Below are 19,510 nucleotides of genomic sequence, written 5' to 3'. Positions count from 1 at the left end.
GACCGTTCGGCCCGGAATGCTCGGGGCGGACGAGCCCGGCCGCCGTCCGAGCGCCCCGGCGAATAGCGGCCGCCGCTCGGCCCGTCTCGCTCGGCCCGTCTCGCTCGGCCCGGACCACCCGACTCGGACCGCTGACCCGGACCGCTCGGGGCGGACGAGCCCGGCCGCCGCCCGATGACGGCCCCGCGTAAGCCCCGATACCGGCGAAGTCGGACTCCCGTACCCCCCTGCGGCACCCCAGCACGCAGATGCGGAGGGCCCGATACGGATCGGTACGAGGATGCGGCATCCTGTTAAGCACGAGGTTTCCTACGATTGGGTCAGTTGATGGCGCCATCACCCCGCCGCGTGCGGCAGCTGCTGTCGTGGTTCGCGACCGCGGCAGTGTGGTGCTCCGTCCTCACCGCCGTCGTCGTCGTCGGCTCGCACTCGGACTTCCCGCGCATCGACCCCGCCTCCGCCGCCGTCCTCGGCAGCATCGGCGCCGCCTGCGCCGGACTCCTCATGTGGCGCGCCGCCGGGCGCATCGCGCCCGCCCGCCGCGTCACCTACCAACTCATGGCCGCCGGCATCCAGGCCGTCGCCGCCGGCATCGCCGCCGCCTGCTGGCTCCCCGGCGCCGGCGCGTCCCTCGCCGCGGGCCTCGGCTTCAGCACCGCCGTCGTCATCTGGTCCCTTGCGCTGCTTCGCCTCCCCGACAACGGCTGGGACCCGCAGGCCGTGCAGCGCCGCCTCGTGGACGGCGCGTTCGTCGGCCTCTGCTTCCTCTTCGCCGTCTGGCTCCTCGCCTTCCGCCCGCTCTTCCAACAGTTCCGAGGGCACCTCGCCGACGGCGACCTCGCCATCGTCATCCCCGCCATGATGGGCGTCGTGATGCTCGGCGTCGGCTTCACCACCACCTTCCGCATCCAGCGCTGGCGCCGCCGCCACGCCCTCGCGTACATGGCCGTCTTCGCCGTGCACCTCACCGCCATGGCCACCTACATGACCTGGCAGTGGGACCGCCCCGACGAGCGCATCCTCTGGTGGTCCGTCGCCTGGGTCGCCACCTGCGCCGCCCTCCTCGGCGTCACCTACCTCGCCCGCACCCAGAAGCCCGCGCCCGTCGACAAGCCGAACTACCCCGGCGTCCACTACTCCGTCATGGCCGGCGCGGCCGCCCTCGCCGCCGCCGCAGTCCTCTTCAACGGCGGCCACGTAGGCCCGCTCCCGCTCGACGCCGCCCTCCTCGCACTCGCCGCCGCCGGAGCCCTCGCCGCCCGCCTCGTCCTCACCTACTTCGACGTCCGCCGCGTCACCGGCGAGGCCGCCGCCCGCCAGCGCAAGCTCTCCGCCATCGTAGGGGTCGCCTCCGACACCGTGCTCGTCCTCGACCCCGACCTCACCGTCACCTGGCACCCCGAGGACTCCGCCTGGCGGCCCGCCACCGACTCCGGCAGCTGCGTCGGCGCGTCCTTCCTGGACCTCGTCCACATCGACGACCGCCGCGCCGCCGAAGAAGACCTCCGCACCCTCCTGGACGGCATCAGCCACACCCGCCACGTCTCCCTCAACATCCGCGTCCGCGACTCCGCGCGCCGCTGGCGCCACACCGAGACCGTCGTGACCGACCTCCGCGGCAAACCCCAAGTACGGGGCCTGGTGGCCCGCGTGGAGGACGTAGGCGCCCGCCGCAGCCTGGAGACCGAACTCGCGCGCATGGCCTACACCGACCCGCTCACCGGCCTGGCGAACCGCCGCGCGCTCCTCCAGAGCCTCGAAGACGGCGTGAGCGCCGAAGAGCACCAGACCGCGCTCCTCCTGCTCGACCTCGACGGCTTCAAGAACGTCAACGACACCCGCGGCCACGACTTCGGCGACGAACTCCTCGTCGAAGTCTCCCGGCGCATCAAGGAACTCCTGCGCCCCACCGACGTCGGCGCCCGCCTCGGCGGCGACGAATTCGCGATCCTCCTGCGCGCCAGCTGGTCCGAAGCCGTCGCCACCGCCAAAGCCCTCGTCGCCCGCCTCGGCGAGCCCTACGACTTCCACGACGAGTCCACGGTCTTCACCACCGGCTCGGTCGGCATCGCCACCGCCGCCGAGGGCTTCGGCGACCCCGAGATCCTCCTCCGCAACGCCGACCTCGCCCTCCGCGCCGCCAAGCAGGCCGGCAAGAACCGCTACGCCACCTACGACGCCGAGTTCGACCGCAAAGTGCGCCGCAAGAACGAGCTCACCCAGGAACTGCGCGGCGCCATCCGCCGCAACGAGCTCCGCCTCGTCTACCAGCCCGTGTTCGCCACCGCCGACCGCTCCATCGTCGGCGCCGAGGCCCTCATGCGCTGGCACCACCCCCGGCTCGGGCACGTCAGCCCCGGCGAGTTCATCCCCGCCGCCACCGAATCCGGCCTCACCCAAGACCTCGCCGTCTGGGCCGTCAACCGCGCCGCCGAGCAGCTCGCCACCTGGGCCGCCGCCGGCATCAAGGCCTGGATCTCCGTGAACGTCTCCGTCAAGGAGCTCCACACCCACCTGTTCGCCACCGAGGTCAACACCGCGCTCATCGCCGCCGGCGTCCCGGCCCGCCGCCTCGTCCTCGAAGTGACCGAGCACGACTTCTCCCACCAGATGAACACCCTCGTCGCCCAGCTCGGAGCCCTGCGCGGCGCGGGCGTGCGGATCGCCCTGGACGACTTCGGGTCCGGCTACTCCTCGCTCGGCCAGCTCGAGCGACTCCCGGTCGACATCATCAAGATCGACCGCGACCTCATCGCCAAGGACGACGGCGGCGTCGGCCCCCTCGCGGCCATCACCGTCGCCCTCGGCCGCATCCTCGGCATGGAGGTCATCGCCGAAGGCGTCGAAACCGACACGCAGCTCAACGCCATGATCACCGCCCAGGCCCCGCTCGTGCAGGGCTACCTCCTCGCCAAGCCGATGGAGCCGGACGACCTCACGCGCTGGCTCGCCGGCGACCCGCGGGCCCTCCCGCCCGCACTGCCCGGGCCCGCCGACGTGATCGCGCCCGAGCCGGTCCCGGGCGACGCCGAGGGGCCCGGCGACACGCCCAACGACGTCCCGGAGTCTGAGAAAAGTTGACTCACGGGCCGGAATCGTGCATCCTGGGGAGCGTGCCGAAGCAGAACTACGACCTGAGCATCGCGACCGCGCCCGCCGCGCGGCCGCTCGTCGTAGTACTTATCTAGCGCACCGTCGTTCTCCGACGGTGCGCTCGCCCCGTGCGTCTAGCACGCGGGCGATTTTTTCTGCCCGGGGAACGACGCCACATGTCGAACCAGCCACATCTCCCTATTGGACGAAGGACATGAGCACACCAGTGAAGGCACCGAAGCCTGGGCCGCAGGCTGCCAAAGCTCAGCCTGCGAGGCCGAAGGCCCCCAAGCCGGCTCCTCCGATCGGCGCTTCCGGCGCCGCACCCGTCCTCACCGGCGCGCAGGCCGTCGTCCGCGCGCTCGAGGAGCTCGAGGTCGAGGCCGTCTTCGGCATCCCGGGCGGCGCGATCCTCCCGGCCTACGACCCGCTCCTGGACTCCGAGAAGGTGCGCCACGTCCTCGTCCGCCACGAGCAGGGCGCCGGCCACGCCGCCCAGGGCTACGCGCAGGCCACCGGCAGGGTCGGCGTGTGCATGGCCACCTCCGGCCCCGGCGCGACCAACCTGGTGACCCCGCTGGCCGACGCGCACATGGACTCCGTCCCGATCGTGGCCATCACCGGCCAGGTCGCGTCGTCCGCCATCGGCACCGACGCCTTCCAGGAAGCCGACATCTGCGGCATCACGATGCCGATCACCAAGCACTCGTACCTGATCACCGACGCCGAGGACATCCCCCGCGTGATGGCCGAGGCCTTCTACGTGGCGGCCTCCGGCCGCCCCGGCCCGGTCCTGGTCGACATCCCCAAGGACATCCTCAACGCGCAGGCCCCGTTCGTGTGGCCGCCCAAGATGGACCTGCCCGGCTACCGCCCCACGACGCAGCCGCACGGCAAGCAGATCCGCGAGGCCGCGGCCCTCATCGCCGAAGCCAAGAAGCCGGTGCTGTACGTCGGCGGCGGCGTCGTCAAGTCCGGCGCGCACGCCGAGCTGCTGGCGCTGGCCGAGCTCACGGGAGCTCCGGTCGTGACCACGCTGATGGCGCGCGGGGCCTTCCCCGATTCGCACCCGCAGCACCTGGGCATGCCCGGCATGCACGGCACGGTGCCCGCGGTGCACGCGCTGCAGAAGTCGGACCTGCTGGTGGCCTTGGGCGCCCGCTTTGACGACCGGGTCACGGGCAAGCTCGCGTCGTTCGCCCCTGAGGCGAAGATCGTGCACGTCGACATCGATCCGGCCGAGATCGGCAAGAACCGCGAGGCGGACGTGCCGATCGTGGGGGACTGCAAGGCCGCCATCTCGGCGATGATCGAGGCCTACGAGGACGGCGGCAAGGAGCGCCTGAAGACCTGGTGGGAGACCCTCGACGACCTGCGCGGCCGCTACCCGCTGGGGTACACGGACATCGACGACGGGCTGCTGACCCCGCAGTGGGTCATCCAGCGGCTCGGCGAGCTGGCCCCGGAGGACACGATCTGGACGGCCGGCGTCGGCCAGCACCAGATGTGGGCGTCGCAGTTCATCAAGTACGAGACGCCCGGGACGTTCATCAACTCGGGCGGCCTGGGCACCATGGGCTACGCCGTGCCGGCGGCCATGGGCGCCAAGCTGGGCGAGATGGACCGCACCGTGTGGGCGGTCGACGGCGACGGCTGCTTCCAGATGACGAACCAGGAGCTGGCGACCTGCGCGATCGAGGGCATTCCGATCAAGGTCGCGGTCATCAACAACGGCAACCTGGGCATGGTCCGCCAGTGGCAGACCCTGTTCTACGACAAGCGGTACTCGCAGACGAACCTGTCGACGCACCACTCCGAGGCCTCGCCGCGGATCCCGGACTTCGTGAAGCTCGCCGAAGCCCTCGGCTGCGTCGGCCTGCGGGCGGAGACCGTGGATGAGGTCGACGACATCATCAAGCAGGCCAACGCGATCAACGACCGCCCGGTCGTGGTGGACTTCACCGTGGGGCCGGACGCGATGGTGTGGCCGATGGTCCCGGCCGGGGTCTCCAACGACGAGATCCTGTACGCGCGCGACGTGCGCCCGAACTTCGACGACGAGGGTGAGATCTGATGAGTACGCACACGCTGTCGGTCCTCGTCGAGAACAAGCCGGGCGTCCTCGCCCGCGTGGCCGCCCTGTTCTCCAGGCGCGGCTTCAACATCGACTCCCTCGCCGTCGGCGAGACCGAGCACCCCGGCGTCAGCCGCATCACCATCGTGGTGGACGTCGAGGCGGGCTCGCTGGAGCAGGTCACCAAGCAGCTCAACAAGCTCATCCACGTCCTGAAGATCGTGGAACTGGAAGCGGGCTCCTCCGTGCAGCGCGAACTGCTGCTGGTGAAGGTCCGCGCCGACGCCGCCACCCGCGGCCAGGTGATCGCCGCCGCCGAGCTGTTCAAAGCCCGCTCGGTCGACGTCACACCCGACACGGTCACCTTCGAGGTCACCGGGAACTCCGACAAGATCGAGGCGTTCCTGGAAGTCCTCGAGCCGTTCGGGATCAAGGAGCTCGTCCAGTCGGGGACGGTCGCGCTCGGGCGCGGCGCCAAGTCGATGGCGTCGCTGTCGCGCTACGTCTCTCCGAATAGCTAGTAACGAAGGAAGCAGTACATGTCCGCTGAAGTGTTCTACGACGACGACGCCGATCTGGCCCTCATCCAGGGCAAGAAGGTCGCCGTCCTCGGCTACGGCTCGCAGGGCCACGCCCACTCGCTGAGCCTCCGCGACTCCGGTGTCGAGGTCGTCATCGGTCTGCAGGAGGGCTCCAAGTCCCGTCCGAAGGCCGAGGAGGCGGGCCTGAAAGTGCTCACGCCGGCCGCCGCCGCGGAGTGGGCCGACGTCATCATGATCCTCGTGCCGGACACGGCGCAGGCGAAGCTCTACGCCGACGAGATCGCCCCGAACCTGTCCGCCGGGAACAGCCTGTTCTTCGGCCACGGCTTCAACATCCGCTACGACCTGATCCAGGCCCCGGCGGACGTGAACGTCGCCATGGTCGCCCCGAAGGGCCCGGGCCACATGGTCCGCCGCCAGTTCGTGGACGGCAAGGGCGTCCCCGCGCTCGTCGCGGTGGAGCAGGACCCGTCGGGCGACACCCAGGCGGTCGCGCTCTCCTACGCGAAGGCGATCGGCGGCACCCGCGCGGGCGTCCTGAAGACCACCTTCAAGGAGGAGACCGAGACCGACCTGTTCGGTGAGCAGGCCGTGCTGTGCGGCGGCGCCGCCGAGCTCATCAAGGCCGGCTTCGAGACCCTGGTCGAGGCGGGCTACGCCCCCGAGGCCGCGTACTTCGAGTGCCTGCACGAGCTCAAGCTGATCGTGGACATGATCTACGAGGGCGGCATCGCCAACATGTGGTACTCCGTCTCGGACACCGCCGAGTACGGCGGCCTGACCCGCGGCCCGCGCGTCGTCAACGCCGACACCAAGGCCGAGATGAAGCGCATCCTCACCGAGATCCAGGACGGCACCTTCGCCAAGGAGTGGGTCGCGGAGTCGGAGAAGCGCGAGAACTACAAGAAGCTTCAGCAGGAGCAGGCCGACCACAAGATCGAAGAGACGGGCGCCAAGATGCGCGCGCTCATGCCTTGGGTGCAGCGCAAGATCACGGAAACGGCGTAGCCGCGTAGTGATCCGTGTGTTCAGCACCGAGACCGCGTAGCAGCGATCGAGGAATGGGCATCGAGTCCGCCTGAGTCTCAAGCACATTGAGAGGCCGGGAACCGCACTGCGGTTCCCGGCCTTTTGCGTGGGCGGGTCAGCGGGTGAAGGCGCCCCCTCGGGCGGCGGTGGCCGCGGCCTTGGCGGTGCGGTCGGCCATGGGCTGGTCGATGGGGTCGCCGGCGATGAGGAGGCGGTAGTAGAGGGGCGCTGAGACGGCGCGGACGACCTCGGTCGGGTCGGTGCCCTCGGGGACCTCGCCGCGGTCGATCGCGGCGGTGACGCAGGGCGCCCACTCTTCGGTGCGGATGCGGTAGAAGCGCTGCAGGGCCTCGGCGGTCTGGGGGTCGCAGGCGGCGGCGGTGATGAGGGCCTTGAAGAGCGGGCCCTGCCGGGAATCGCTCAATGTGGACTGGACAAGCCGGGCCTGGGCGGTGAGGTCGCCGAGCAGGGAGCCGGTCTCGGTGCGCGACACGGACTCCTCGGCCATCTCGGTGAGCAGGTCGGCCACGAGTCCGGGCACGGTGCCCCAGCGGCGGTAGACCGTGGTCTTGCCGACGCCCGCGCGGCGGGCGATCTCGGCGAGGTCGAGCCGGTCGAAACCGTCCTCGGCCAGGGCGTCTCCGGCGGCGCGGAGCACGGCCTCGCGCACCTTCGCGGTGCGGCCGCCGGGTCGGACGGTGCCGGGATCGGGACGCTCGTCACTCATAACGGGACTCCAGTTGCGTTAATGATGCTTCGTGGGTTAGCTTAGTCGAAGTTCTTAACGGAACTCCAGAACCTTTAGAAGGGCTTCATCATGGAATACCGCAGACTCGGCGCTTCAGGCCTCCACGTCCCTGCCCTCAGCTTCGGCGCAGGCACCTTCGGCGGACGCGGCCCCCTCTTCAGCGCCTGGGGCGACACCGACACCGACCAGGCCCGCCGCATGGTCGACATGGCGCTCGACGCCGGCGTCACCATGTTCGACTCGGCCGACGCCTACTCCGACGGCGAATCCGAACGCGTCCTCGGCGAAGCCCTCAAAGGCCGCCGGGACCGCGCCCTCATCTCCACCAAAGCGGGCCTCCCGACCGGGGACCGCCCCCAGGACGCCGGCACCGGCCGCGCCCGCCTCATCACCACCGTCGAGGCCGCCCTCAAGCGCCTCGGCACCGACTACATCGACCTGTTCCAGCTCCACGCCTTCGACGCGGGCACCCCCGTCGAGGAGACCCTCAGCGCCCTTGACGACCTCGTGAAATCCGGCAAACTCCGCTACATCGGCGTCTCCAACTTCGCCGGCTGGCAGCTCATGAAGTCCCTCGCCGCCGCCGACGCGCACGGCTGGACCCGCTACGCGGCCCACCAGGTCTACTACTCCCTCGTCGGCCGCGACTACGAATGGGAGCTCATGCCGCTCGGCCACGACCAAGGCGTCGGCGCGGTCGTCTGGAGCCCCCTCGGCTGGGGCCGCCTCACCGGCAAGATCCGCCGCGGCCAACCCCTCCCCGAAGGCAGCCGCCTCCACGAGACCGCCCAATGGGGCCCGGCCGTCGAGAACGAACTCCTCTACGACGTGGTCGACGTCCTCGACGACCTCAGCCAGGAGACCGGAAAGACGATCCCGCAGATCGCACTCAACTGGCTCCTGCGCCGCCCCACCGTCGCCTCCGTCATCATCGGCGCCCGCAACGAGCGCCAACTCCAGGACAACCTCGGCGCGATCGGCTGGGAACTCACCACCGACCAAGTCGCCCGCCTCGACAAGGCCAGCGGCCGCATCGCGCCCTACCCGTACTACCCGTACGAAGCCCAAGAGGGCTTCGCCCGCCTCAACCCGCCCATCGTCCCCTCCGGCAAGTGACGCGGGCCGGGCCCGGCACCGAACGGTGCCGGGCCCCAGGCTCCTACCCGCCCGCGAGCGCAGGCACCTTCCCCTCCTCGACGAGCACCCCCGACGCGCCGCGCTCCCGGAACAACCTGCCGGGCCACCACATCCACCGGCCCGCGTCCACAGTCAACGCAGTCACCAGCGCCGACCGCACCGCAAGCGTGTCGAGCAGCACGCCGAACGCCACATTGAACCCGAGCTCAGCAGCGAAGACCAGCGGCAGCGACGCCACCGCCGCGAACGTCCCGGCCAGCACCAGCCCCGCCGACGTGATCACCCCCGGTGGCCGATAAGCGCGTGCCGCAAGCTCGCGTCCTCGGCCCGCCGCCGCGTGCGCGAAGCGCGCGGCCCGCCGCCTCAGCGGTCCGGCCCGACCTCATCCGCGACTTCGGGCCTGATCGCCCGGCGCGGCGGCACCACGGTCACAGTGGCGGCCTTCGACGTCGCCGGAGACCGGATCGCGCGGATCTGGGCGGTCCGCAACCCCGAGAAGCTCCAGACGTGGACCGAGGGGCCCTGAGACCGGCCCTCGGGCTGTGACGTGACTCGCGTCTATCCTGGGAGGGTGGTTGACCAAGCAGTGAAGACGTACCAGGTGAAGACGTACGGCTGTCAGATGAACGTGCACGACTCCGAGCGCATCGGGGGCCTGCTCGAAGAGGCCGGGTACGTGCCGGTCGCGGCCGACGCCGCGCCCGACCTCGTCGTGTTCAACACCTGCGCGGTGCGCGAGAACGCCGACAACAAGCTGTACGGCAACCTCAGCCACCTCGCCCCCGCCAAGCGCGAGAACCCCGACATGCAGATCGCCGTCGGCGGCTGCCTCGCGCAGAAGGACCGCGGCGAGATCGTCAAGCGCGCCCCCTGGGTCGACGCGGTGTTCGGCACCCACAACATCGGCTCGCTGCCGGTGCTCCTGGAGCGGGCCCGCCACAACCAGGAGGCCGAGGTCGAGATCCTCGAGACCCTCGAGACGTTCCCCTCCGCCCTCCCCACCAAGCGCGACTCCACCTACTCCGGCTGGGTCTCGATCTCCGTGGGCTGCAACAACACCTGCACGTTCTGCATCGTGCCGAGCCTGCGAGGCAAGGAGAAGGACCGCCGCCCCGGCGAGATCCTCGCCGAGGTCCAGGCCCTGGTCGACGAGGGCGTCTCGGAGGTCACCCTCCTGGGCCAGAACGTCAACACCTACGGCGTCGAGTTCGGCGACAAGCTCGCCTTCGGCAAGCTCCTGCGCGCCTGCGGCCAGATCGAGGGCCTGGAGCGCGTGCGCTTCACCAGCCCGCACCCCAAGAACTTCACCGACGACGTGATCGCCGCGATGAGCGAGACCCCGAACGTCTGCCACTCGCTCCACATGCCGCTCCAGTCCGGCTCGGACAAGGTCCTCAAGGAGATGCGCCGCTCCTACCGCTCCGAGAAGTACCTGGGCATCATCGACGACGTCCGCAAGGCCATGCCCGACGCGGCCATCACCACCGACATCATCGTCGGCTTCCCCGGCGAGACCGAAGAGGACTTCCAGGCCACCCTCGACGTCGTCGAGCAGGCCCGCTTCTCCAGCGCCTTCACCTTCCAGTACTCCATCCGCCCCGGCACCCCCGCCGCGACGATGGCGGACCAGATCCCCAAGGCCGTCGTCCAGGAGCGGTACGAGCGCCTCGTGGCCCTGCAGGAGCGCATCTCCTGGGAAGAGAACCGCAAGCTCGAAGGCACCGAGGTCGAAGTCCTCGTCACCGTGGGGGACGGCCGCAAGGACGCCGCCACCGGCCGCCTCTCCGGCCGCGCCCGCGACGGCCGCCTCGTCCACTTCACCGTGACCCCCAGCGCGACCGACCCGACCGGCAACGCCGAAGGCGTGCGCCCCGGCGACGTGGTCACCACCGTCGTCACCTACGGCGCCCCGCACCACCTCGTCGCGGACGGCGGGGTCCTGACCCACCGCGCGACGAAGGCCGGCGACGCCTGGGCCGCGGGCAAGGCCACCAAGCTCCCCGGCGTCAGCCTCGGCATGCCAGGCATCGGCAGGAAGCCCCTCCCGAAGGCCGAAACCCCTGGCTGCGCCTGCTGATATCAGTCCTCTTCAAGTGCTATCATCGAGGGATGAAGCAGCTCCTACTCCGCGTTGACGACGACCTCCACGCCCGCCTCACCGAGCGGGCCAAGCGCGAACACCGCTCGGTCAACGCGATCGCCAACGAGATCCTCTCCGTCATCGGCGAAACGGACGGCCGCACCGCGACCGAGAAAGTCCGCGCCAAGGCCGCGGCCCTCGGCATGCTCGCCCCGCCGCTGAAAGTCGCAAAGGAACCCACCGCGCTCCACGACGTCGAAGCCCTGCGCGCCCGCGTCCTCGACTCGATGCGCGGCGTCGGACCCATCCTCGACCAGATGTTCGAGGAAGACCGGGACCGCCTCCTGTGATCGTCTACGCCGACTCCTCGGTGCTCGCGCGCTCGTACCTGCCCGACGAACGCGGCCACGCCGAGGCCCTGAAGCTCCTCCGCGACCCCGAAATCCTCGTGGTCACCGGCTCATGGACCCGCATCGAGGTCGCCGGAGCCCTCGTCCGCACCGCCCGGGCCAAACGCCGCGACAAAGACGCCCTGCTCGACATCTGGCGCGCCGACACCGGTCCCGACGGCCCGATCACCGTCATCTCCGCCCCACAAGACCAGGTCGAAGGCGAAGCCTTCGAAATCGTCGCCACCCACGGCATCCGCGCCATGGACGCCTGGCACATCGCCACCGCCACACTCCTGCTCCCCGACCTCGCCGCCGGCGAGCCCTACGCGTTCGCCTCCCGAGACAAAGAACAGGCCGCCGTCGCCGAACTCCGCGGCTTCACACTCGTCTGACGCGTACATCACCCGAACCTTGACACTGACACAGTGTCAAGGCGTTCACTGGGATCCAGGAGGTGGTTCCCATCCACACGGAACGCAACACACAGCTCATCGCGGCCCTCGCCGCCCACACCCCGTCCCAGCGACTGCAGGCCGCGCTCGCCATCGGCACCGACCCCGACAGAGCCCTGCTCGAAGCCCTCGTCGCCCGCTGCGGCACCGAACCCGACTTCTACGTGCGCGACATGCTCACCTGGGCCCTCACCCGGCTCTCGCCGGACCTCACCGTCCCGCGCCTGCTCGCCGAACTCGAAACGGACCGCTCGCAAGCCCGCAGCCAGGCCCTGCACACCCTGTCCAAGATCGGGGACGCCCGCGCCTGGCCCGCGATGACCCCGGCCCTGCTGCGCGACCCCGACGACGAGGTCGCCCGCGCCGCCTGGCGCGCCGCCGAAGCCGTCGTCCCCGAAGGCCGCGAACGCGACCTCGCCGAAACCCTGGCGACCCAGCTCGGCCGCGGCGGACGCGAAGTCCAACTCAGCCTCAGCCGAGCCCTGGTCGCGCTCGGCGCAGTCGTCGAACCGGTCCTCCAACGGGCGCTGGACAGCGGCGACCCGATCGTCACCGCCCACGCCGCCGCCACCCAACGGCTCCTCGAGGACCCCGACGCCGCGTTCGAACCCGCCGTCAAGGAGGCCAAGCGGATCTACGCCCTCGGCACCGAAAGGCAGGGCTGACGCGATGCTGATCGGTGAGGTCGCCCGCCGCTCGGGCGTAAGCGCCCGAATGCTCAGGCACTACGAGTCCCTCGGGCTCGTGCGACCCACCGGTCGCACCGTCGGCGGCTACCGCGAATACGCCGAACCGGACATCCAGCGGATCTTCCACGTGGAGAGCCTGCGAACCCTGGGCCTGTCGCTGCGCCAAATCGGACAGGTCCTCGACGACCCGGGGTTCGCCCCCACCGACCTCATCGGCGACCTCATCCGCGAGACCGAGCGCCGCCTGGCCCGCGAACGAGAACTCCTCAAGCGCCTCCGCGCCGTCGACGCATCCGAGCCCGCCGGCTGGGAAGCGGTCCTGCGCATCGTCGAACTCCTGCGCGGCCTCGCCTCGCCCAGCGCCGCAACACGACAGCAAACCGTCCTCGCCCCCGAATCGGACATGCCCGCCCCCGTCCTGGCCGAGGCCGTCCTCACCGAGACCGATCCACACGTCGCCGGAGCCCTCCGCTGGGCCCTCGCCCGAGCCGGCGCCGACGTCGCGGCCAACCTCGAGCCCGGCCTCACGAGCGACGACCCCGACGTCCGCCGCCGCGCGGTACAAATGCTCACCGAGATCCCCGGCGACGACGCAGCCGACCTCCTCACCAACGCCCTCGCCGACCCCGACCCGCACGTCCGCGCCCGCGCCGCACTCGCCCTGGGCACGCGCCGCAGGCCCGAAGCGGCACCGGTCCTCGTCAACATGATCGTCACCGGCACCAACGATGTCGAAGCGTCCGAAGTACTCGGCACCCTGGCCGCCGACCCGGAACTCGCGGCCCCGATCGAGGCAGCGCTGGCCGCCGAACTGGAAGCGCCCGCCGCGGACCACCCGGTGCGGATGCGGCTGGTCCAAGCCCTCGCCGAACTGCCTGACGCGTTCGCCCTCCCACTGCTGCACGGCCTGACCGCCGACGCCGACCGCACGCTCGCCCGCACCGCCGCGGCCCTGGCCGCGCTGATCGAGGACCGGGCCGAGGGCGGCGCCTGAACCGCTCGCGCGGTTCGTGTCAGAATCGGTTGGTATGGAACGTGACACCGAAGTGCAGGCGCAGCGCGACTTCATGTACGGGGAACTCGACCTCGGCTCCCTCACGATCTTCTCGGGATCGTTCATCAACTACGGCTACTGGGCCGAGCCCGAGCCGGACCGCGAACTCACCGAGGAGGATCGGACCGCCAGCCAGGCCGAGCTCTACCGGCAGGTCGTCGCCCGGCTCGAACCGCGAGCGGGTGCGCACCTCCTGGAGCTCGGATCGGGCATCGGCGTCGGCGCGGCGCTCGTCGCCCGGGAGTTCGACGTGAGCGTCACCGGTCTCGACCGCTCATCCGCGCAGCTCGCCCGCGCCGGCAGGGCCAACGCCGAGACGCTCGAGGCACTACCGGGGCGGCTCTCGTACCACCGCGGCTCGGTCACCGAGATCCCTTGGGACGACCAGACGTTCGACGGCGTGTACGCGGTCGAGATGCTCCAGCACGTGGACGACCTCGCCCTGGTGGCCCGCGAAGCGCACCGAGTCCTCAAGCCCGGCGGGCGGTTCGCCACCGCGACGTTCTTCGCGCCCGACGGCGCCGACACCGCGCAGGTCGCCGACCTCATCGAGACGGTCGCCTCCGGCGTCGATGTGATCACGCCAGTGGGGGAGTTCACCGCCGACCTCACCGCGGCCGGGTTCGACGGTGCCACCGCGACTCCGATCGGCGAGCACGTGTGGCGCCAGTTCGACCAGTGGGTGGCCCAGACCGAGTACCGCGACTCCTGGGGCCGGAACTGGCTGCGCTGCTACGAGAACGGCTGGATCGACTATTACCTCGTCACCGCCGTCAAGTGAGTCTGATGAATGCATGGGCGGCCGGACTGGTGTGTCCGGCCGCCCATGGAGCCCCCGCGGAGGAGGTGTGGCCCGTGCGGGGACCGCGCGCGGGTGGGTTCCCGCGCGCGGTCTCGGTATGGCGACGTTCGCGAATCCCCTTGTGTCGCCGCCATCCCGCAAGGCCAGATGGCTTTTTTGTATCAAGGCTGACACGCCGTGGAGTTGACCCGCAACAGAAAGTTGCCGCCTGTGGATAACTTCCGGCAGTGCTGCTTCCATGCTGGACAGCGCCCTGTGGATAGCGGCAGCGGTGGTGGTCTTGTGGTTCGTTTGGCGCATGCAGCAACGGTGTCACGGGTTGCACTTGACCGACAACCGTGAGTTTCCTTCTTGTGGATAACTCTGTGCATTGCCGTGATTCCGCAGGTGGGGAGTCACGTCGACTGCATCTGCGGCCGGGCGGGGCGGGGCGGGCAAGTCGCGGGGGGGGGCCCCCCCCCGGGGGGGGGGGGGGGCCCCCCCCCCCGCCGGCCCCCCCCCCCCGGGGGGGGCCCCCCCCCCCGAGCCGGGTTGAGTCGCGCAGCGGGGCGGCTGTGGGTTAGGCCGCTGCTGTCGGGTCTGTCATCCACTGGACGAGTTGAATGATCACGCCGTTGGGGTCGGCGGTCTGGAAGTAGCGCTCGCCCCATTCTTCGGTCTCGATCGGCGTAGTGATGGCGACGCCCTCAGCTTGGACGCGGGCGTATTCGGCGTCGATGTCCTCGACGACGAAGGCCAGCAGGAGGCCGTCGGCGTGGCCCTTGGCACTCTCGGGCTTGAACGTGGACAGGCCCGTCTTGAGGAAGATGACGTTGAAGCCGACGTCCGGGCGCGAGAGCGAGACGAAGCCCTCGGCGGCCATGTCCTCGGTGAAGCCGTAGTGGCGCTTGAGGAACTCGGCGGAGGCGATCGGATCGGCGACATTGAGCGAGACGGCGGATGAGGTGATGCGCATGTGCGGCTCCTTTTCTTCGTACGTTGTATATTGTACAGCGTACGTCGTACGGCGTACAACTTCGCGCGTTAGGATTCTCCTGTGAGTGCCACCACTGAAACACCGAAGCCGAATCTGCTCGAGCTCCTCTGGAGGGCCGCCCCCGAGAGCGGGCGCGGGCCCCGCAAGGGCCTGACCGTGGACGAGGTCGTCACCGCCGCAATCGCGCTAGCCGATGCCGAAGGGCTGGAAGCGGTCACGGTGCGCCGCCTCGCCCAGGAGCTCGGGAAGGCCCCGATGACGCTCTACACCTACGTGCCGGGGAAGACCGAGCTCGTCGCGCTCATGCTCGACGCGCTCTTCGTGGGCATGGAGCGGTCCCCCACCACCGGCGCCTGGCGCGAGCGGCTTACCGCCGTCGCGCGGGGCAACTACGGGCTCTACCGCGAGCACCCCTGGGCCGCGGCCGCCTCGCCGAGCCGCCCGCCGCTCGGGCCCGGCCAGTGCGCCAAGTACGAGCACGAGCTCCAGGCCCTGGAAGGCCTGGGGCTCAGCGATGTCGAGATGGACGACGCCTTGGCGTACCTACTCGCCTTCGTGCGCACGGCCGCGCAGGACGCGGCCCAGTCCGAGGCCGAGCGCGCCACGAGCGGCATGGACGATCAGGAGTGGTGGGAGGCCAACGGTCCCCTGCTCGCGAAGGTCCTGGACCCCGAGCGGTACCCGACTGCCGTCCGCGTCGGCCAGGCCGCGGGCGAGGCGCACGACGCCGCGTACAACGCCGAGCACGCGTTCGCGTTCGGGCTTGCGCGGACCCTCGACGGCCTCGCGGCGCTCATCGAGCGGTAAGGCGAACGAGTGACGTCGAGCAGTAAGGGGAGAGACGTCGAGCGGTAAGCGGCGGCGTCGAGCGACAGAACGGTGTAACGCGACCGGCCCGACAGTCCGCAAGGACTCTCGGGCCGGTCAAGTACGCATGGGTATGGGTCTGCGCCATCGCCTAGCGGTGTGCGTCGGCTGCCCTGGGTGGCCGCAATGCCGTGCTCGTGGTCGCCGTCGACCGCGATGTCGCGACGGGAACCCACCGTCACGGCGGGCGCGGGTCGGCCGATCCCGGCCAGACGCCGAGCACCGACCGAGGGTTCAGCCCTGAACCTTCGCTCGGTCCCAGACCGGTCGATCCCCGCCGGAACCGAACCGGCGCTCGGTCCCAGACCGGTCGATTCCGGAGCCGCACCCCGACCGGCACTCAGACCTGGAGGGGCACGTTGAGGCTGTCGGGCTTCCACCGGCGGCGGGCGGCCACGACCAGCGATGAGAGCGCCAGCGAGCCCACCAGGTAGGCCGCGAGGACCAGCAGCGCCCTGACCACATGCGAGGTCTCGCCGCCGCTGATGGTCACGCGCAGGGCATCGACCACATAGCTCATCGGCAGCAGCGGATGCAGCACCTGGAAGAACTTCGGCGTCGTCTCCACCGGGTACAGGCCGCCCGCGCTCGTCAACTGCAGCATCAGCAGCACGACCAGCAGCAGGCTCCCGGCCGTGCCGAACGCGAGCTTCAGCAGGTGCGCCATGGCCGTGAACGTCAGGATCACAAGCATCGAGAGCCCGACCGTGTCGAGGGCGTCCCGCGGGTTGAGGCCGAGGCCCAGCTCCACCGCGAGGTAGAGGACGAGCGCCGACAGGACGCCGAGGAACGCGCCGGGGAGCCAGCCGCCGATGGCGATCGGGACCGAGCGCAGCGGCCCGGCCAGCGCCCGGCTGTTCACCGTACGTAGTACGAGGTAGCCCATGAGGCCGAAGACCCATAGTGCGATGGCGATGAAGAACGGGGCGAGGCCGCGTCCGTAGGTGCCAGCGGCGTTGCGGTTGTCTTCGTCGATGGTGACGGGGCTGCCGTAGGCCTCGGCGTTGTCGGCGTCGTCGGCCGGGTTGGTGCTCGGGACGCTTTCGGCGGCGGTGGTTAGCGAGTTGGCGAGTGTGGTTGCGCCGTCTTGGAGTTCGGTGAGACCGGTTGCGAGGTCGCCTGCGCCGGTCTGGGCGTTGGAGGCGCCGTCGGCGACCTGTTGGGCGCCGGTGGCGACGTCGGCGGCGCCGGTCTGGAGGGCGGTGAGGTCGTTCGAGGCTTGGTCGAGGGTGTCGGTGGTGGTGCTCTGGACGGTGGCGTTGGTGGATTGGATGTCGTCGTTGACGCTGTTGGCGTCGTCGATGTAGGTCTGGAGTTGGGCGCATGCGTCGGCGTCGGCGGTGTCGGCGGCGCAGAGGGTGGTGTAGACGGTGTTGAGGTCGCTGTTGGCGCGGTCGGAGAGGTCGGCGGCTGAGGATGCGCCGGTCTGGATTTGGCTCCAGTTGTCCGCGAGGGTTTCGACGACGGGTTGGGCGACGCCGACGGCTTGGTCGACGCCGTCGCTTACCTGGTCGGCGCCGTTCGCGACTTGCTGGGCGCCGGTGTTGAGGTCGCTGAGGCCGTTTTCGAGGGTTTCGGCGCCGTCTTGGGCGGTGCCGATGCCGTCGGCGAGCTGGTTCGCGCCGTCGGCGGCTTCGGTGAGGCCTTGGTTGAGGTCGGTGAGGTCGCCGAAGATGGTGGTGGCGAAGGTGACGTAGACGGCGGTGTTGATCTGGTTGCGCAGTTCGGATTCGACGGTGGAGGCCATGATGCCGGCGACGTACCCGTTGGCGTCGTTGAGGTCGAATTCGACGGTGGCCTGTTCGGGGTCGGTGCCGGAGAGGCTGGCGAGGCGGGTGGAGAAGTCTTCGGGGACGGTGATGACCATGTAGTAGTCGCCGTTTTGGAGGCCGCGGGCGGCTTCGTCGGCGTCGACGAACTGCCAGTCGAAGATGCGGTCTTCCTTGAGTTGTTCGACGAGCTGGTCGCCGCCGTTGATGGGGGTGGTCTCGCCGTCGGTTTCGACGCTGGCGCCGGTGTCTTCGTTGACGACGGCGACGGGCATCTGGTCGAGTTTTCCGTAGGGGTCCCAGGCGAACCAGAGGTAGAGGCCGCCGTAGACGAGCGGGATGAGGACGATGGCGACGAGTGCGGCGGTGCGGATGGGGTGGCCGCGGAAGCGGCGCAGTTCGGCGGCGGCGAGTCTGAAGGGGCTCATCATCGGTGGCCTCCGTTTCGGTCGCTCGCGTGGAGCGTGCTGGTGTCGGGTGCGGGTTGGGCGCGGAGGTCGACGACGGTGTCGGCGGGCGGGTCGGAGCGTCTGCAGACGGCGAGGACGAGTTGTCCGGCGTCGGCGACGGTGCGCAGGGCTTCGAAGACGAGTGCGGAGCCGCACCGGTCGAGGCCGGTGTCGGCGTCGTCGACGGCGATGGCGGGGGTGCGGCTCGCGGCGGCGCATGCGATGGCGAAGCGGATCTGGTCGATGCGGGGCAGGAATCCGAAGGTGTCGCCGGTGTCGATGCTGACGGCGAGGCGGTCGAGCCAGGCGTTGATGTTGGCGCGGGTCGCGGTTCCCTTGGAGACGGTGGTGGTCTCTTTGATGCAGGCGCTGACGGTGGCGTAGGGCTCGAAGCGGATCGGCGGTCCGGCTTGGGCGATGGTGAAGCGGCGGCGGATCTGGCCGGGTTTGGTCTGGGCGTCGACGGCGAGTGTGCCGGTGCGGTGGGGGAAGCGGCCGGTGAGTGCGAGGAGGAGTGAGGTGCGGCCTTCGCCGCCGTCGCCGCAGATTGCGACGAGCTGGCCGAGGCCGGCGTTGACGGTGATGTCGGTGAAGATGGGGCCTTGTCGGCCGTGGGCGGTGAGTCCGGTCGCGGTGAGGAACGGGGTGCCGCCGGGCCGGTCGAAGGCGATGGTGTGTTGGAGCGGGGCGTGGCGTTGCTCGGTGGTCCGGTGCGCTGTGTCGGCTGCGCCGGCGGGTTCGGGATCGGCTGTGGAAGCGGGGTTCTGGGGCTCGGGCTGCGCTGCGGGGGTGGCGCTCGGGGGCGCGAGTTCGGTTGCGGGGGTTGCTGGGTGGAATCGGGTGGTGTCGTGGTCGGGCGCGCCTTTGGTGGTCGGTGCGGCGGCTTCGTTCGCGGCAGGTGCGGCGGGCTCGGTGCCGCTGGTCTCGGTGTCGTGGGAGGTCATGGCGCTGGTCTCGCGGGCGCTGGTCGGCGTCCCGGCGCTCGGTGGTGCGGTGGTCCCGTCGGTCGGACGCACGGTGACGGCGTCGGCGGGGAGTGCGATGGCGTCGTCCAGGTTCGGCTCGGCGGTCGCCTCCGGGTCGCCTGCGGGGCCGGGGGGCGGGGTGTGGTGGCGGGCGGGATTGGGGGCCGTTTTGCCGTGGGCGGCTTGGTTTTCGCTGCCGGGCGTTTCGGGCGCTGGCCCCGTTTCGTCGCTCCTGTCGCTCATGGACACTATCCTCACAGGCCGGTGCGCCCGGTTTCGGGCGATTGCGCGGGTTGATGACCAGAAGAATGTTACTCACGGGTAACTTATGTGCGGAGTCAGGCGGCCGTGCTGTGACCGGCGCGTCCCGCCCGCGGCCCTTACAGTTGAGG

At 70.3% G+C, this 19,510-nt stretch carries 16 protein-coding genes and 1 pseudogene; 12 read left to right on the top strand and 5 right to left on the bottom strand.

Annotation, left to right across the window (positions count from 1 at the left end):
* Positions 1 to 327 precede the first annotated feature (327 nt).
* From O2L52_RS11350 to ilvC, 4 genes are all read left to right on the top strand, one after another.
* Positions 328 to 3,081, top strand: a complete 2,754-nt coding sequence (locus tag O2L52_RS11350) for a putative bifunctional diguanylate cyclase/phosphodiesterase (protein WP_270115517.1) — start codon at positions 328 to 330, stop codon at positions 3,079 to 3,081.
* A gap of 226 nt (positions 3,082 to 3,307) precedes the next feature.
* Positions 3,308 to 5,167, top strand: a complete 1,860-nt coding sequence (locus tag O2L52_RS11345) for an acetolactate synthase large subunit (RefSeq protein ID WP_270115516.1) — start codon at positions 3,308 to 3,310, stop codon at positions 5,165 to 5,167.
* Positions 5,167 to 5,688 (top strand): acetolactate synthase small subunit, encoded by a 522-nt coding sequence (gene ilvN / locus O2L52_RS11340; protein ID WP_205324813.1) that lies wholly within the window; start codon positions 5,167 to 5,169, stop codon positions 5,686 to 5,688. The genes O2L52_RS11345 and ilvN overlap by 1 nt, the downstream gene beginning before the upstream one ends.
* A gap of 18 nt (positions 5,689 to 5,706) precedes the next feature.
* A complete protein-coding gene (gene ilvC, locus O2L52_RS11335; protein ID WP_270115515.1) occupies positions 5,707 to 6,717 on the top strand; it encodes a ketol-acid reductoisomerase in 1,011 nt (336 codons plus the stop codon).
* 136 nt (positions 6,718 to 6,853) lie between these two features.
* Here ilvC and O2L52_RS11330 read toward each other — a convergent pair whose 3' ends face one another.
* The gene (locus O2L52_RS11330; RefSeq protein WP_270115514.1) at positions 6,854 to 7,465 is read right to left on the bottom strand and encodes a TetR/AcrR family transcriptional regulator; all 612 of its coding nucleotides are present in this window, start codon (positions 7,463 to 7,465) and stop codon (positions 6,854 to 6,856) included.
* 90 nt (positions 7,466 to 7,555) lie between these two features.
* Between O2L52_RS11330 and O2L52_RS11325 the strand changes: the two genes are divergently transcribed.
* Complete coding sequence (locus O2L52_RS11325) at positions 7,556 to 8,602, top strand: aldo/keto reductase (RefSeq protein ID WP_270115512.1); 1,047 nt, start codon at positions 7,556 to 7,558, stop codon at positions 8,600 to 8,602.
* 43 nt (positions 8,603 to 8,645) lie between these two features.
* Here O2L52_RS11325 and O2L52_RS11320 read toward each other — a convergent pair.
* Positions 8,646 to 8,909, bottom strand: a pseudogene (locus tag O2L52_RS11320) (MMPL family transporter); the annotation flags it as partial.
* Positions 8,910 to 9,194: 285 nt separating this feature from the next.
* On the opposite strand from O2L52_RS11320, the gene miaB reads away from it, so the two are divergent.
* The 6 genes from miaB to O2L52_RS11290 are packed head-to-tail and all read left to right on the top strand — an operon-like array spanning position 9,195 to position 14,071.
* Positions 9,195 to 10,700, top strand: a complete 1,506-nt coding sequence (gene miaB, locus O2L52_RS11315) for a tRNA (N6-isopentenyl adenosine(37)-C2)-methylthiotransferase MiaB (protein ID WP_270115511.1) — start codon at positions 9,195 to 9,197, stop codon at positions 10,698 to 10,700.
* 32 nt (positions 10,701 to 10,732) lie between these two features.
* Positions 10,733 to 11,053 (top strand): FitA-like ribbon-helix-helix domain-containing protein, encoded by a 321-nt coding sequence (locus tag O2L52_RS11310; protein WP_270115509.1) that lies wholly within the window; start codon positions 10,733 to 10,735, stop codon positions 11,051 to 11,053.
* Positions 11,050 to 11,487, top strand: coding sequence for a type II toxin-antitoxin system VapC family toxin (locus O2L52_RS11305; RefSeq protein ID WP_270115508.1), 438 nt, complete (start codon positions 11,050 to 11,052; stop codon positions 11,485 to 11,487). The genes O2L52_RS11310 and O2L52_RS11305 overlap by 4 nt, the downstream gene beginning before the upstream one ends.
* A gap of 53 nt (positions 11,488 to 11,540) precedes the next feature.
* Entirely contained in the window at positions 11,541 to 12,212 is a 672-nt protein-coding gene (locus O2L52_RS11300; RefSeq protein ID WP_344471312.1) for a HEAT repeat domain-containing protein, read from the top strand.
* Positions 12,213 to 12,216: 4 nt separating this feature from the next.
* On the top strand, positions 12,217 to 13,230 hold the full coding sequence (locus tag O2L52_RS11295; protein WP_270115505.1) for a HEAT repeat domain-containing protein: 1,014 nt from the start codon (positions 12,217 to 12,219) through the stop codon (positions 13,228 to 13,230).
* Positions 13,231 to 13,264: 34 nt separating this feature from the next.
* Complete coding sequence (locus tag O2L52_RS11290) at positions 13,265 to 14,071, top strand: class I SAM-dependent methyltransferase (RefSeq protein WP_270115504.1); 807 nt, start codon at positions 13,265 to 13,267, stop codon at positions 14,069 to 14,071.
* Between the two features lie 580 nt (positions 14,072 to 14,651).
* Here O2L52_RS11290 and O2L52_RS11285 read toward each other — a convergent pair.
* Positions 14,652 to 15,047: a VOC family protein gene (locus tag O2L52_RS11285; RefSeq protein ID WP_270115503.1), complete on the bottom strand. Its 396-nt coding sequence runs from the start codon at positions 15,045 to 15,047 to the stop codon at positions 14,652 to 14,654.
* A gap of 81 nt (positions 15,048 to 15,128) precedes the next feature.
* Between O2L52_RS11285 and O2L52_RS11280 the strand changes: the two genes are divergently transcribed.
* Positions 15,129 to 15,875, top strand: coding sequence for a TetR/AcrR family transcriptional regulator C-terminal domain-containing protein (locus O2L52_RS11280; protein ID WP_270115502.1), 747 nt, complete (start codon positions 15,129 to 15,131; stop codon positions 15,873 to 15,875).
* Between the two features lie 400 nt (positions 15,876 to 16,275).
* Here the strand turns inward: O2L52_RS11280 and O2L52_RS11275 are convergent, their stop codons facing one another.
* Positions 16,276 to 18,132, bottom strand: a complete 1,857-nt coding sequence (locus O2L52_RS11275) for a YhgE/Pip domain-containing protein (protein WP_270115500.1) — start codon at positions 18,130 to 18,132, stop codon at positions 16,276 to 16,278.
* Positions 18,132 to 19,361: a hypothetical protein gene (locus O2L52_RS11270; protein ID WP_270115497.1), complete on the bottom strand. Its 1,230-nt coding sequence runs from the start codon at positions 19,359 to 19,361 to the stop codon at positions 18,132 to 18,134. Before O2L52_RS11270 ends, O2L52_RS11275 begins: the two co-directional genes overlap by 1 nt.
* Between the last annotated feature and the right edge of the window lie 149 nt (positions 19,362 to 19,510).

Origin of the sequence: Glycomyces algeriensis (assembly GCF_027622855.1) — a bacterium.
GTDB classification, from domain to species: Bacteria; Actinomycetota; Actinomycetes; order Mycobacteriales; family Micromonosporaceae; genus Glycomyces; species Glycomyces algeriensis.
The sequence above is the reverse complement of the archived record's forward strand: the minus strand, read 5'-3'. Positions and strand labels throughout refer to the sequence as shown.